This window comes from Pseudomonas defluvii (assembly GCF_001695625.1).
GTDB classification, from domain to species: Bacteria; Pseudomonadota; Gammaproteobacteria; order Pseudomonadales; family Pseudomonadaceae; genus Aquipseudomonas; species Aquipseudomonas defluvii.
This window is the reverse complement of the sequence record NZ_MBPN01000031.1, coordinates 1-14,150: the sequence shown is the minus strand read 5'-3', so window position 1 is coordinate 14,150 and position 14,150 is coordinate 1. Positions and strand designations below refer to the sequence as shown.

Genomic DNA, 14,150 nt, shown 5'->3' with positions numbered 1-14,150 from the left:
TGTAGGTGCCAGCCGCGCTTAGCGCCGTTCCCCTTCATAGTTGTCCAGGGTATCGCTGGCGATCTGCCGTCCCAGCGCAATCAGCTCCGGTGCTTTGTAGAACTCGAAGAAGCGGCAGACCCGTTTTGGAACGTTGATCAGTACATCCGGCGGGTAACCGGCGATTTTGTATTGCGCCAACGACGTCTGCATCACCTCGAAGCTCTGGTTGATCAGGTCCAGCAGCGATGCGGGCCCAACGTTATCGATGATGAAGGAGCCGCTGGCGGATTTCGGTGCGCCATCGATTTCTGGAGCGGCTGCCGGTTGCTGCGCTTCAGGGTCGGCGGCTTCGCTGAGCCAAGGGTTGGGGGCTGGTGTGATCGGGCTGATTTCCTGATCCAGTTGCATCAGGTGCTCGGCCTGTTTACGCCGAAATGGCAGGTGCGAACCCAGCGAACTGATCAGGTGGTCAAAGCGCATTTTGAAGGCAGGGGGGCGCTCAATGATCGGTAACTGGTAGTGTTTCTGGTTGGTTGCATTGAGGTTGACCGCTATGATCAAGTCGCAGTGGCTCGACACCACGGGTATGATCGGCAACGGATTGAGGATGCCGCCGTCGACCAGCATGCGGTTGCCTTGCACGACAGGTGTGAACAAACTGGGAATTGCCGCCGAAGCACGCATCGCCTGGTGCAGGCAGCCTTCCTGAAACCAGATTTCCTGCTGGTTGGTCAGGTCGGCAGCGACGGCGGTGTAGGGGATCCGCAATTCTTCGATGTTGATCTCTCCGACGATCTTGCGGATTTGGCCGAACACCTTTTCGCCCCGAATCGCCCCGAGACGGAAGCTCACATCCACCAGACGCAGCACATCCAGGTAGTCCAGGCTTTCAATCCAGTTACGGTATTCATCGAGCTTGCCCGCTGCATAGATGCCGCCAACCACCGCGCCCATGGAGCAGCCGGCAATGCAGGCGATATCGTAACCGCGACGCTCGATTTCCTCGATGACGCCGATATGTGCATAACCTCGAGCACCACCCGACCCTAACACCAGTGCTACACGTTTACTCATGGTTGCTCCTGGGCGGCATTCGACCGTCAATGGTCTAACAATGCACCTAATCGTAGCTGTGCTTCAATCGATAGATGCGCTGCGATAGGCTGAGCGCGGCACTTTTGTACAGCTGTGCCGTCGAAGTCTCCAACTTGATTTCTTTTTGTTGAGGTATTGCTGATGAAAGCTTGGATTTCCCTGCCGCTGATTGCCCTGGCCCTGAGCGGTTGTGCCGGTAAAACGGCCTATCGCGACAGTTGTGCCACCCAGCTCGACGCAGCCTGGAAAGAGCTCGACCTGGCCAAGGCCGAAGGCTTTGCCGGCACGGTAAGCTACTCTAAGGCTTTGTCACTGTTGACCGGTGCCAAGACCCAGCAACAGTTCGAGGCATTTGACGGCTGCACCAACAAAGCCGAGAAAGCCCGCTTCTATATCCGTGAATCCCGTGCTGGACGTTGACCCCTCAGGAGTTGGACATGGCGGCAATGCTTGATCATGTAATCGTCCAGATGCTGAGCCTGCAGGTTCGCTTGATGGCCTGTCAGGCGCGCCTTGAGGCCAATACCGACAGCGAGGCGTTGCATGATTTGCGCATCAGTGTGCGGCGTCTGCGTAGCCTGCTAAGACCCCTGCGGGGCTTGCCCGGGGTTGATCAGCTGGAGCATGCCGCTGGCAAACTGGGCGAGCTGACAACCCCGTTGCGCGACCGCGAGGTACTGGCCGCTCAACTGCTGGAGCGTGGTCAGTATGCTGCTGCCCAGCGGCGCCTGGAGAAAGAGGGCGAGGTGTTCGCACAGGTAGCTGTCAGTGCTGAGTTGCAGCGTGTGCAGGCGATCATTGATGCGTTTCCCATGTTTTTACGTGCCGCGCAGCGTCAGAAGCTGATTCGTCGTTTGAGCCAGCGCATCGACAAGCGCTTGGGCGGGCAATGGAAAGACTTGCACAAGGCGCTCAGCGATCCTGCCCATGACCGTCATCGCCTGCGTTTGTTGATCAAGCGGGTGCGCTATGGTGCCGAGGCCTATCCGCAGTTGGAGTGCCTGAGTGATCGACTTCAGCGGCAACTCAAGGGTGTACAGGGCGATCTGGGCGACTGGCACGACCTGGTACAGTGGTTGTCGCAGGCCGAACAGCAAGGCGACCTGGCGCCCTGCGTCACGCACTGGCAGAACCAGTTACGTGACGCAGAGATCCGCGCCGACCAGAGCCTGGCGAAACTGCTGGCGGACATTGACCGTCGCTAAGCCGATCAATTGCCATGGCCTGAGTCGTTTTGCCTGGCGTCAGTGGCGGTGCCCTGGCGTTGCAAGGTAAGCGCGGCGAGGAGGGCGATCACTCCCACGGCCAGTACGCCCAGGTCCACATTGAACAGGCCGGCCAGCACCATCAGCGTGCCAAGGATGAACAGCGGTACGGCAATCAGGTGGAGCGCCAGTTTGGTTGGATGGTTGTGGTAGTGTCGCCATTGCCAGGCGTGCATGTTGGGCAGGTGTTTGCTCATCGCAAGGCTCCTCAGGCAGTTACGTCATACCTGAAGAATAGTTTGGCCCCCGAAGGGGGGGCCAATGCGACCTCTCTATTGAGGTTATAGCTTGAGCTGGCCGATGGCTTTGCTCAATTCGCCGGCCAGGGTCGCCAGTTCGCTACTGGTGGTGGCCGAATCGACGGTCTGCTGCACGGTTTCTTCGGTCACGTCGCGAATACTGACCACCGCGCGGTTCATTTCTTCGGCCACCTGGCTTTGCTGTTCAGCCGCGACAGCAATCTGGGTGTTGCTTTCACGCATCTGTGCCACGGCACTGGTGATCTCGGCCAGGGCTTCACCGGCTTCCTGCGCTTGCTTGACGCAATCGTCGGCCTTGTACGAGCTTTCCTGCATGAAATCCACGGCATCGCGGGTGCCGGCCTGCAAGGCGGCGACCATGGTGGTGATCTCGTCGGTAGAGGTTTGTACGCGCTTGGCCAGATTGCGCACTTCGTCGGCGACCACCGCGAAGCCACGGCCCAGGTCGCCAGCACGTGCGGCCTCAATGGCCGCGTTGAGGGCCAGCAGGTTGGTTTGTTCGGCGATGCTGTGGATCACGCTTACCACACCGTTGATCTTCTGGCTGTCTTCGGCAAGCTGGTGGATCATCTCAGCGGTCTGCTGCACGCCACTGGACAGACCGGCGATCGAGGTTTGTACCCGGCTGACCACTTCCTGGCCGCTGCCTGCGAGGGTGTCGGCAGTCTGTGACAGGTCGCGTGTGGCGCCGGCATGCTGAGCGATGTGGTACACGGTGGCGGACATCTCGTTGATCGCTGTCGCGGCCTGGTCGGTCTCACTTTGCTGGCCGAGCATGCCGTGGCGTACCTCGCTCATGCTCGTGGCCAGGCGTGCGGCGCCGGAGTCAAGCTGCGCTGCCGTGCGGGCGACGGTGTTGACGACACGGTGGTAGGTGGTCTGCATGGCGTTGAATGCCGAAGCCATTTGCCCGACTTCATCGCCGCAGGCCAGAGGTACCCGGGCCGAAAGATCACCGGTTTTCTCCACGTGGAGCATCACGTCCTTGAGTGTGTTGAGCTGGCTTAGCAGGAACCGGATCAGCAGTTGCGAGGCGCAGAGCATGGCCAGCATCAGGATCAGTACGCACACGGCATAGTTGGCGAAGCGGTCGCTGAACACTTGAATCAGGCTCGGGGCCTGGGCCAGCACGGCGACCTGTTGACCGTCGCGGCTGATGACCTGGGCGCCAATCAGTGGGTTGTCACCCAGCACTGGGAAACGGTTCAGCTCGACCCAGCCTTGTGCAGCGCTCAGGGCGGGCAGGGCTTCACCATTGAAACTCGGGGTTTGCCCGGCACTGATGCTCAGATAACGATGGTCCTGGGGCAAAGGCTGACCGGCAGGCCAGGTGGCCAGCAGGCGAGCCTCCACCTGAGCCTTGTTCTGGGCTTCCTCGGCCCTGGCTTGTTGCTCCAGATGCACGGCATACAGCACCAGAAACAATGTTGTGACGAAGGCGACAGCGTTGACGGCCCAGAATTTGTACTTCAGGGAGATATTGCTAAGCCAGGCACCCATGGTAGGTCTTCTCTGATTGAGCGGAAATATTTTTGGCAAGGTGCCATCATTTTGCCTTCGCTTTTACGGGTAAGTCTTGATATGCGTCAAGCAATCACTGGCAGGTTGAAGAAGGCCCGGGCGCAGTCGGTGGTATGGGCGGCCAACTGCTCCGGGGTTTCGCCGCGATGACGCGCCACTTCATTGAGCACTTCGGGCAGAAAGGCCGGCTCGTTGCGGCCGCTTTTCGGCTTGGGCCGCAGGCTGCGCGGTAGCAGGTACGGGGCATCGCTTTCCAGCATCAGTCGCCCACGGGGAATGCTGCTCACCAGCGAATGGAGGTGGGTGCCTCTGCGCTCGTCACAGATCCAGCCGGTGATCCCGATATGCAGGTCCAGGTCAAGGTAGCCGAACAGCGCGGTGCGCTCACCGGTGAAGCAATGCACCACGGCGGCAGGCAGGCGATCGCGGAAATCCTTGAGGATCTGCAGCAGACGCTCGCTGGCATCGCGTTCGTGCAGGAACACGGGCATCTGCAGCTCAACTGCCAGGCTCAGGTGTTCCTCCAGGACTTTTTCCTGTTGTGGGCGCGGAGAGAAGTCGCGGTTGAAGTCCAGCCCGCATTCACCCACGGCACGTACCCGTGGTTGCTCCAACAGTGCGCGCAGTTGCCGTGCACTGTCTGTTGTCCAACTGCTGGCGTCGTGGGGGTGGATACCGGCGGTACTGAACAAGCGCAGGCCCGGTTCATCAAGTTGCTGGCACAGCTCCAGTGCCTGTTCGCTACCCGCCAGGCTGGTACCTGTCACCAGCATCTGACATACACCGGCGGCTTGGGCACGCTCAAGCAATGCCGCCTGCTGGCCGGCAAAGCTCGGGTTGGTCAGATTGACGCCAATGTCGATGAGTTGCATGGTCCTACCTCGGGGTATTGGCTTTGTATGCCTGAAAAATGCTGAAAAATAACAACAAATCAAAGATTTTCAACAATGCCTGATCGTGTTCTGCGCGGATCCCTGTTGGCTTGCCAACGATGCAGCTGTCTTGAACGCCTTGGCACCCCGCCAATGCCACAGCAGGCATGCCTGCTTCATAGGTTTTTTGTTTCTGAGTGTGTTGACAGCCCGCCCGCCGCTTCTCTAGGATGCTGACTTGCGCCGATTTAAACAGCTACTTGCGGGGCGCAGGACACTCCCTGATGGGTGACCGAATACCGCTAAAACGCTGGTTCGGTGACGCCTCCCACCGCAGCCCAGCGGGATCTGCGAGGCGGAGAAATACTCCATGAGTTGCCCACGTACCAGTGTTTGCCTAAGCCCTCTTCCTGCCAGCCAAGCGGCGCGTACGCCACGTATTCTGCTGGGTGGCCAGCATCAACCGACACTCCTGCGTTACCTCGATGGCTGGCCACGCCGCAAAGGCCGCGCTACGGCCTTCCTGATCCAGTTTGCCGCCAACAACGTTGCGCTGAGCGGCTTTGCTAATGACCGTTTCGATTTGGCAGTGGTGCAGTCGCCCTCGGCTGAAGAGGCCGCAGAGGTCATCGGCCATTTGACCCGTATCGCTCGCCAAGGCCTGATTACCCGCGCCTGACCCGCCTTTGTCCGCGCCGTGACCTCAAGGTGCGGCGCTGGTGTTCAGGGGTAGTCGATTTCGACGATGTAAACGAGTTGCTCACCGGTGGGTGTCTGCACCCGTACTTCGGCGTCCAGCGCCTTGCCGATCAGGGCTCGGGCCAGCGGTGAGTCGATGCTGATCAGGCCCAGTTTCAGGTCCAGTTCGTCCGGGCCGACGATACGGTATCGTGACTGCTCCCCGTCCTCGTTCTCGATGGTGACCCAGGCGCCGAAATACACTTTGTTCGGGTCGCTGGGGCGCTCACTGACAACCTTCAGGTTCTCCAACCGTTTGCTCAGGAAGCGGACACGGCTGTCAATTTCGCGCAGCATTTTCTTGCCGTAGGTGTACTCCGCGTTTTCCGAACGGTCGCCTTGCGCTGCCGCCTCGCTCACGGACTGGGTGACCTGGGGGCGGCGCACGTGCCACAGTTCATGTAGCTCAGCGCGCATGCGTGCTTCGCCTTCAGGCGTGATCAGAGCGGTGCCGGCAGTGCGCGGTGGGCGATAACGACTCATGGGGCAGGGTGTCTCTTGGTGATTGCCTGGTATAGGTAGCGGTCTGTAGATATGAGCATCGCGAGTCTATCAGCCCTCGCGCAGCACGGTCAGTGGGCTGGCATTCAGCGCACGGCGCGTGCCGTATACCCCGGCGCTACCAATCAGCAAAGCGCCCAGTACCGGTAGTACCAGCAGCCAGGGATGCGGGCTCCATTTCAAGTCAAAGGCATAGTGGTACAGCAGCAGGCTGATCAGTTCAGTGCCGAGTGCGGCAAGCAGGCCGCTGGCAGCACCGAGCAAGCCGAACTCGATACGTCGGGTCTTGGTCAGCAAGCGGCGACCGGCCCCCAGTGCCCGCAGCAGTGCACCTTGGTGAATGCGTTCGTCGAGTGTCGCCTGCAGGCCGGCGAACAGCACTGCCAACCCCGCAGCCAGAACAAACAACAGCACGTACTCCACCGCCAGGGTCACCTGGCCAAGGATGCTGCGCAGTTGATTGAGCAAGGCGTCGACCTGAAGGATGGTCACCGCCGGAAAGGCGCGGGACAGGGCCACGAGTTGCGCGTCATTGCCAGGCGCCAGGTAGAAGCTGGTCAGGTAGGTGGTCGGCAGGTTTTGCAGGGTGCCGGGCTGGAAGATCATGTAGAAGTTGGGCTGGAAGCTGTCCCAGTTGACGGTGCGCAGGCTGCTGACCAGCGCCTCGCGTTCCATGCCGCCAATGCTGAACGTCAGGTGGTCACCGAGCTTGAGCTTAAGGCTGGTGGCCAGATCGGCTTCAACTGAGACACCGGGCAGGGCGTCTGCCGGGGGCGTGGCCTGCCACCACTGACCGGAAACGAGGGCGTTGCCCTGTGGCAGATCGGCTGCCCAGGTCAGGCTCAGGTCACGCTGGATGGCGCGATCGCCGGTAGAGTCCTTGCTGACGATTTGCTGCACCGCTTGGCCGTTGATGTGTGTCAGGCGGCCGGGAATCACCGGGTACAGCGGTGCTGCTTGGGCGGAGAACTCGCTCAGGCGGTGGGCGAAGTCAGCTTTGTCATCCGGCAGGATGTTCAAGGCAAAGTAGTTCGGCGCGTCTTTGGGCAACTGGTTTTGCCAGGTGTCGAGCAGTTCGCCGCGCAGCAGGGCGATCAGCGCCATGGCCAGGAGGATCAGGCCGAAGGCCAGTGACTGGCCCGCCGCGCCCAGCGGATGGCGCAGCAGTTGACCGAGGCCCAGGCGCCAGGCCAGCGGTGCGTTGGCCAGCAGGCGACGCAGGCTGCGCAAGCCAAGCAGCAACAGGCCGCCGAGCAGCAGGGCAGCGATCAGGCCGCCGCCCAGCAGGGCAAAGGTCAGCAACAGGTCCAGGCTCAGCCGCCACATGATCAGGCCCAGGGCGAACAGCGCTGCGCCATACACCAGCCAACTGCTTGGTGGGACGGGCAGCAGGTCGCGGCGCAACACGCGCAACGGCGGAACCCGGCCCAGGGCGGCAAGGGGAGGCAAGGCGAAGCCCGCCAGCGCCACCAGGCCGGTGGCAATGCCGGCCAGTGCCGGGGCAATGCCGCCTGGTGGAATCTCGTTGGGCAGCAAGCCTTTGAGCAGCTGGAACAGGCCAAACTGGGCGAGCCAGCCCAGCAATGCGCCGCTGAGGGCCGCAGCGCCGCCAAGTATTGCCAGTTGCAGGCAGAACAATGAGAGTGCCTGGCGCCGCGAAAGGCCCAGGCAGCGCAGCAGGGCGCTGGCATCGAAGCGCCGGCTGGCGAAACGGCTGGCCGACAGGGCCACGGCCACGCCTGCCAGGAGCACGGCCACCAGGCTGGCCATGTTCAGGTAGCGTTCGGCCTTGCCCAGCGCACCGCCGATCTGGCGGTTGCCGTCACGTGAGTTCAGCAGTTGCTGGTGGGCGGCCAGCGCCGGTTTGATAGCCTGCTGATAAGCGCTCAGCGCGGCCGGTACGCCGCGCCACAGGTCGCGGTAGGTGACCCGGCTGCCGGGCTGAACCACGCCGGTAGCGTCAAGGTCGGCCAGGTTGATCAGTACCCTGGGGGTCAGGCTGTAGAAGTTGCCGGCGCGGTCCGGTTCGTAGGTCAGCACCCGGCTCATGCGCAGGCTCTTCATGCCGACGTCAATGCTGTCGCCGATTTTCAGGTTCAGCGCTGCCAGCAGGCGTGACTCAACCCAGGCCTCCCCCGGTGCCGGACCTGTGCCGGGTGTTTCTGCGGCATAGGGCTCTGCCGCGCTGCGCAGTTCGCCGCGTAGCGGGTAGTTGTTGTCCACGGCCTTGACGCTGGAGAGCTGGATACCGCTGTCGGCAGCGATAACACTGGAAAACTCAACGACACGGGCATGTTCGAGACCTTGGTCGACACCGGCGTTGATTTGCGCTGTACTCGCCGGTGCGCTGCCTTGCAGCACCAGGTCGGCCCCCAGGAACTCGGTGGCGCGTAGCAACATGGCACCGTTCAGGCGTGCGCCGAAGTAGCCGATGGCGGTGCTGGCGGTCACCGCAATGACCAGGGCAAAGAACAGCACGCGCAGCTCGCCTGCACGGGCATCACGCAGTAACTGACGAAACGCCAGGCTCAGCAGACGGAAAAACGACAGATGTGCCATCAGGGCTCCAGGGGGGTAACCAGGTGACCGGCATCCAGGTGGATCAGGCGACGGCAGCGTTTGGCCAGGCGTTCGTCGTGGGTGACCAGTACCAGCGTAGTGCCACGTTCCTTGTTCAGTTCAAACAACAGGTCGCTGATACGCTCGCCTGTGTGGCTATCGAGGTTGCCTGTCGGTTCATCGGCAAACAGCACGGCAGGGTCTGCGGCAAAGGCGCGGGCGATGGCCACTCGCTGCTGCTCACCCCCGGAAAGCTGGCGTGGCGAATGGCTCAGGCGCTGGCCCAGGCCAACCCGCTCCAGCAGGCTGCGAGCGTGTTCGCGGGCATCGCGCCGGCCGTCGAGCTCCAGTGGCAGCATGACGTTCTCCAGTGCACTCAGGCTGTCCAGCAACTGGAACGACTGGAAAACAAAACCGACATGTTCGGCGCGCACCCGGGCGCGCCGGTCTTCGTCCAGACTGCCAAGATCATGCCCGGCCAGAGTGACAGAGCCGGCGCTGGGCAGGTCCAGGCCGGCAAGCAGGCCGAGCAGGGTCGACTTGCCTGAACCCGAGGCGCCAACGATGGCCAGGCTGTCGCCCTGTTTCAGGTCCAGCGACAGTTCATGCAGGATGGTCAGATCGCCTTCCGCGCTGGGAACCACTTTGCTAAGGTTCTGCGCAATGAGAATGCTGGTGCCCATGGAGAATCCGATGCGAGTGTGGATATTGAGTGCCGGTCTGGCCTTGCTGTGCATGACACAGCTTGCCACGGCGGGTACCGTGTTGATCGTCGGGGATAGTATCAGCGCGGGTTTCGGCCTGGATACCCGTCAAGGGTGGGTGTCGTTGCTGCAGGCGCGCCTGAAAACCGAGGGATTCGACAGCCAGGTGGTTAACGCGTCAATCAGTGGCGATACCAGTGCAGGGGGCCAGGCGCGCCTGCCAGCGCTGCTTGCAGAGCACAAGCCCGCGCTGGTGGTGCTTGAGTTGGGTGGCAACGATGGCCTGCGCGGGCAGTTGCCGGCGCAATTGCAACAAAACCTTGCTGCGATGATCGACAGCTCCCGCGCTGCGGGCGCCAAGGTGGTTCTGCTGGGCATGCGCTTGCCACCCAATTATGGCGTTCGCTACACCGAAGCGTTTGCCAGGGTTTATGACAATCTGGCCAAGGATAAACAGGTCCCTCTGGTGCCGTTTTTTCTCGAGGGTGTGGGCGGCGTGCCCGAGCTGATGCAGGCCGATGGGCTGCATCCGGCACAGGGAGCACAGCAGCGGCTGCTGGATAATGCCTGGCCGGTGATAAAACCGCTGCTTTGACGCTTTTCTAGTGATCGGCTTTCGGCTAATGTTGCGCCCCCGATTTGGAGCCCTCAATGCCGCGTCCCGCCTGGTCCCTGTATGCCTATCAATTGATCGAGCCCGACGAACAGCTTGATCTGTTCGCCTGCCAGGAGATCCGCGTTCATCTGGTGGCCCGTCAACTTGAGCTGGGGTGTTCGGCAGACCGTACCTTGTGCGGTACGTTGTTGCCTGCTCAGCCGCGGTGGTCCGGGGTAGAGCGTTCGATCTACCGTGACCGGCGTCTGTGTCCGCTATGTCGGGCGATTCTCGATGCCCAGCGGCGTGGCACACGGCCGGTGTGGCCGCAACTCTGACAGCATTTGCCTGTCATATGCGCACGTAACCGTTCACCCCGATGTCTCCCGGTCAGGCGGGGGCGGGTGTACAATCGCTGTCTTGCCCCTATTGAATTAGCGAAGGATTTTCCGGATGTTGTCGCGCTTTCCCGCCGTCACCCGTTGCCTGTCTATTGCCGCCGTGCTGGCGACAGGTTCCGCCACTGCCCTGGAGCTGCCTCTGCCGCCGCCCGGGGAAGACGTCGTTGGCCAGGTCCAGGTTATCAAGGCCAAGTACGAAGACACCTTCGCCGACATCGGCACTGCCAATGACCTGGGTTACCTGGAGATGGTTGCTGCCAACCCCGGTGTCGACCCATGGCTGCCGGGTGTGGGTACCGAGATTGTTCTGCCAACCCGTTACGTCCTGCCGCCAGGTCCGCGGGAGGGTATCGTGATCAACCTGGCTGAGTACCGTATGTACTACTTCCCGAAAGGGCAGAATGTGGTGCATACCTTCCCGCTGGGTATTGGTCGCGAAGGTTGGGGTTCGCCAATTGCACAGACCAAGATCACTGCCAAGACGCCAAACCCGACCTGGACGCCACCGGCTTCGATTCGGGCCGAGCACGCGGCCGATGGTGATCCTCTACCGGGCATTGTACCGGCCGGGCCGGACAACCCACTGGGGCCGTTCAAGTTCACCTTGGGCGTACCGGGTTACCTGATTCACGGTTCCAACAAGAAGTTCGGTATTGGCATGCGTACCAGTCACGGGTGTTTCCGCATGTTCAACAACAACGTTCTGGCCCTGTCGAAGATGGTGCCGGTTGGCACCCCGGTGCGCATCATCAATGAGCCTTACAAGTTCGGCATCAGTGCGGGCAAGGTTTATCTTGAGGCGCATACGCCGCTGGATGACAAGGGCAATCCCTCGGTGGTCGACAAGCACACTGCGGTTATCAATGCCTTGCTCAAGCGTCAGGATCTGGCCAATAACCTGCGCATGAACTGGGACATGGTGCGCGATGTTGTTGCTGCTGAAGACGGCATGCCAGTGGAGATCGCTGTGCCGGGCGCAGCCACCGCGCCGATGGTTTCCAGCGTGCCGCTCGAGATCCAGTAATACGCCAGGGTGCTGCAAGGGCCTGCCATTGTGCAGGCCTTTTTTTGCGCGTGTATCTCACTGACTCATCAATAGCCTGGAGGAGTCGCCCCGCCGTTTCTATCGTTCACAGCCGATTTTGCATCCTGGCGCTGCCACTGATGGGGCGTCTGCTACCCAAGGCGTTGGTGGAGCAGGTCCTGAGCAGGCGGTATGGCCTGAACGTAAAGCTGTAAAACGGCTCTGTGGGCGCGTGCATCCAGCATGTAAAGACGCTCGCTGCTCTTGCGAATCGTCTTAGATGCAGCGAGCCTGAACCCTCCAAAAACCAGATCGAAAAGTAACCCTGTAATCAGCCAACCTCTTACAGACAGCTCCTGCATTCCACACCACCATTCCTTGCGCTTCAAAGGATGAAGCGACAGCACCTGGTGCTGCTAACCGTCAAGGAATGACCTATGGATGATTTGCCACTGTACGAACAAAACCTGATCAGCTACGACCCGGAAAATGGCCTGCCGATACCGCGTTGGCTTGATCCTTCTGTGAGCAGCGAAGATCTGGCGGCCCGCGAACTGGCTGAGCTGCTCGGGTTTTGCATGAAGCCGGAACTGCTGGATCCCGCCAACTACATCAATACTGAAATAGAACGAATGATCGAGGCCTCGAGCGCATCGCAGGCGACCAAAGAAAGGCTGAGCAGCCTCAGCCCCATCAAGGTGACTTTCCGTGAACGCGCGCCTTCAGGAGGCGGCTTGGTCGGCACCATCGGCCCCTCTCCCTTACACACCCAGACCTTCGACTTGAACCAAGTCGTCGCAGGCCAGCATTACGTCACCCTCAAAGACAAGGTGATGATCAAAGTCATCTGGCCGAAAGACTTTCCATCGGATCTGATCTCCGCTCTGGAGTCTGCAGACCTGCAGTCCGATTACAAGAACCGGGTGATTGAGCATTACACTCACCCGGACATGGAGTACACCTACAAGATGCTCAGCGAGCAGGTGCTGAAACGTCACCTTCAGCATCATGCGGGCCTCCCCACGACGTCAGTCAGCAGCCAAAACCTGATCAAGGCGTATCAAGACAGTCAGATCCAGCCAAAACGTGTTTACTTTCGTGACAAGTACGTCGTCACTCAAGCCGTCTGCCTCGAAGCTCGCGGATCCATGACCGGCGTTGAGCCCGATGCGGCCCTTCTGGTTTTTCTCGGCGAGCCGGATGATCAGGCGGTCTTCGAGCTTCCCGGCGATGGGCTGAAGAGAAGGGAAGTCATTGAAGCATCAGAGCTAATGGAAAAATACGTGCTCAAACGCCTTTCGATCTACGACGGTCTCAGGTTCGATAAGTTTGACTTGAAGTATCAGGGCATCGAGAAGCGCAGCAATGATTACCTGCGGGACGCATCCCTGACGTTTCATGACAGCGACGACATTATTTCGCATCTGTACGTCACCAATCTGGAGAGACTGGTCTCCGACATCGATACGCTGGTCTTCACATACACCGAGCGTCTGGTCGATCAAGGGCTTGAGCTCTTCGGCGCAGTATTGAACATCTTATCCGGGGGCGCGGCCGCGCCGACAATTGGAGCAGGGCTGGCTGGCCGAATGCTGTTGGCTTCCTTGCTAGGATTGTGTTCAGCGGGTATCGAGGCGACCAGAGGTATGTTGGCAGATCGTCCGGAGGACGCTGACAAGCACTACAAAGCGGCGATGATCGCGGCGATCTTGGAAATCGTGACCGTCATGATCCCCAAGACAGCCTCGATAGGGCTTACCAACACCAGCAAGAATGCGATATCCGGGAACGTCCTCAAACGCATGAGGTTCGAAGGCGTGACGCCACCTCTTTATCACGACATCCGGCTCATCAACCGGAACGTAATTCCCTCGGAGTTAGGCGCCATGCACCTGAAGCGGCGCCTGCTCGAACGTCTGAGCCAAGGCCCAACTGCGGCCCAGGACATGATTTATGAATACGCACGGTGCATGAAAAAGACAGTGGAGAATCACAAACTCATCATTTACCGGGGTCAGGTATTTCGTGGCGATATGCGCACCCCCGAGGTCATTTTCAGAGACGGCTTCCAGCTTCGCACGCCAGTCTCGGAGATCAAGAAAGACATTCATCAAATCACGGGCGTTCGGGGAGGCTTCGGCGGAGGCCGCAATGCACTGGATCCTGACGGGAAAGGCATCTCTACTTCGGTGTTCTATTACAAGGAACACACGGGGGCTTTTGTCTACGGCGGGAAACGCGGGGGCTATACGTACGTCGTCGACACCATCGACATGGATGGCTACCACCTCTACGCCAATCACCACATGGCCAAATACCCTAACTCACGGCAGATCAACTTGAGCCCAACGGAAATCAACTTCGGAGACAACATTGCCGGTGACATGATTTTGGGCGCCTACGACCAATCAGGCCGATTTATCCCCAACGACTTCGGCCTGGAGATGTTCGCACGACGCAGAGCCAGCGAAATAGAAAAGCAGCTGATGGAGGCCGCCACCCGAGCAGTGGGTAAAGCTCAATCACATGTTGCCGCCCAAGTCCTGAAAGATGACTCGAAGTCTGATGCGAGAAACCGGGATTGAGAGCTGTCAACGTCGTTCGCATGACGCGGCATCTGGCAGAGGCGGTCA

The 14,150-nt window shown here is 60.3% G+C and carries 13 protein-coding genes and 1 pseudogene; 7 read left to right on the top strand and 7 right to left on the bottom strand.

Translation table 11 applies throughout. The features are described from left to right. Positions 1–18: 18 nt before the first annotated feature. Positions 19–1,056 carry a patatin-like phospholipase family protein gene (locus tag EKA13_RS10985; RefSeq protein ID WP_065759420.1) on the bottom strand — a complete coding sequence of 346 codons (1,038 nt, stop codon included), beginning with the start codon at positions 1,054–1,056 and terminating at the stop codon, positions 19–21. 162 nt (positions 1,057–1,218) lie between these two features. On the opposite strand from EKA13_RS10985, the gene EKA13_RS10980 reads away from it, so the two are divergent. Together EKA13_RS10980 and EKA13_RS10975 are read left to right on the top strand one after the other, a co-directional pair. After that, positions 1,219–1,497, top strand: coding sequence for a hypothetical protein (locus tag EKA13_RS10980; protein WP_065759419.1), 279 nt, complete (start codon positions 1,219–1,221; stop codon positions 1,495–1,497). Between the two features lie 17 nt (positions 1,498–1,514). Beyond that, positions 1,515–2,282 (top strand): CHAD domain-containing protein, encoded by a 768-nt coding sequence (locus tag EKA13_RS10975; RefSeq protein ID WP_065759418.1) that lies wholly within the window; start codon positions 1,515–1,517, stop codon positions 2,280–2,282. A gap of 29 nt (positions 2,283–2,311) precedes the next feature. On the opposite strand, the pseudogene EKA13_RS10970 reads toward EKA13_RS10975, so the two are convergent. The 3 genes and pseudogenes from EKA13_RS10970 to EKA13_RS10960 form a co-directional block, all read right to left on the bottom strand. Then, a pseudogene (locus tag EKA13_RS10970) lies at positions 2,312–2,539 on the bottom strand (terminase); the annotation flags it as partial. A gap of 84 nt (positions 2,540–2,623) precedes the next feature. Beyond that, the gene (locus EKA13_RS10965; RefSeq protein WP_065759416.1) at positions 2,624–4,102 is read right to left on the bottom strand and encodes a methyl-accepting chemotaxis protein; all 1,479 of its coding nucleotides are present in this window, start codon (positions 4,100–4,102) and stop codon (positions 2,624–2,626) included. A gap of 86 nt (positions 4,103–4,188) precedes the next feature. Beyond that, positions 4,189–4,995, bottom strand: a complete 807-nt coding sequence (locus tag EKA13_RS10960) for a TatD family hydrolase (RefSeq protein WP_065759415.1) — start codon at positions 4,993–4,995, stop codon at positions 4,189–4,191. 370 nt (positions 4,996–5,365) lie between these two features. On the opposite strand from EKA13_RS10960, the gene EKA13_RS10955 reads away from it, so the two are divergent. After that, positions 5,366–5,674 (top strand): hypothetical protein, encoded by a 309-nt coding sequence (locus EKA13_RS10955; protein WP_065759414.1) that lies wholly within the window; start codon positions 5,366–5,368, stop codon positions 5,672–5,674. 44 nt (positions 5,675–5,718) lie between these two features. Here the strand turns inward: EKA13_RS10955 and greB are convergent, their stop codons facing one another. From greB to EKA13_RS10940, 3 genes are all read right to left on the bottom strand, one after another. Continuing rightward, a complete protein-coding gene (gene greB, locus EKA13_RS10950) occupies positions 5,719–6,216 on the bottom strand; it encodes a transcription elongation factor GreB (RefSeq protein WP_065759413.1) in 498 nt (165 codons plus the stop codon). Between the two features lie 69 nt (positions 6,217–6,285). Continuing rightward, positions 6,286–8,793: an ABC transporter permease gene (locus EKA13_RS10945; RefSeq protein WP_065759412.1), complete on the bottom strand. Its 2,508-nt coding sequence runs from the start codon at positions 8,791–8,793 to the stop codon at positions 6,286–6,288. After that, positions 8,793–9,476, bottom strand: coding sequence for an ABC transporter ATP-binding protein (locus EKA13_RS10940; RefSeq protein ID WP_065759411.1), 684 nt, complete (start codon positions 9,474–9,476; stop codon positions 8,793–8,795). Before EKA13_RS10940 ends, EKA13_RS10945 begins: the two co-directional genes overlap by 1 nt. A 10-nt stretch (positions 9,477–9,486) precedes the next feature. Here EKA13_RS10940 and EKA13_RS10935 point away from each other — a divergent pair, with 10 nt between their 5' ends. The 4 genes from EKA13_RS10935 (at position 9,487) to EKA13_RS10920 (ending at position 14,102) form a co-directional block, all read left to right on the top strand. After that, entirely contained in the window at positions 9,487–10,092 is a 606-nt protein-coding gene (locus EKA13_RS10935) for an arylesterase (protein ID WP_065759410.1), read from the top strand. A gap of 56 nt (positions 10,093–10,148) precedes the next feature. Further along, complete coding sequence (locus EKA13_RS10930; protein WP_065759409.1) at positions 10,149–10,430, top strand: hypothetical protein; 282 nt, start codon at positions 10,149–10,151, stop codon at positions 10,428–10,430. Between the two features lie 115 nt (positions 10,431–10,545). After that, entirely contained in the window at positions 10,546–11,517 is a 972-nt protein-coding gene (locus tag EKA13_RS10925) for a L,D-transpeptidase family protein (RefSeq protein WP_065759408.1), read from the top strand. Positions 11,518–11,954: 437 nt separating this feature from the next. Next, complete coding sequence (locus tag EKA13_RS10920; protein WP_065759406.1) at positions 11,955–14,102, top strand: hypothetical protein; 2,148 nt, start codon at positions 11,955–11,957, stop codon at positions 14,100–14,102. The last annotated feature ends 48 nt before the right edge of the window (positions 14,103–14,150 follow it).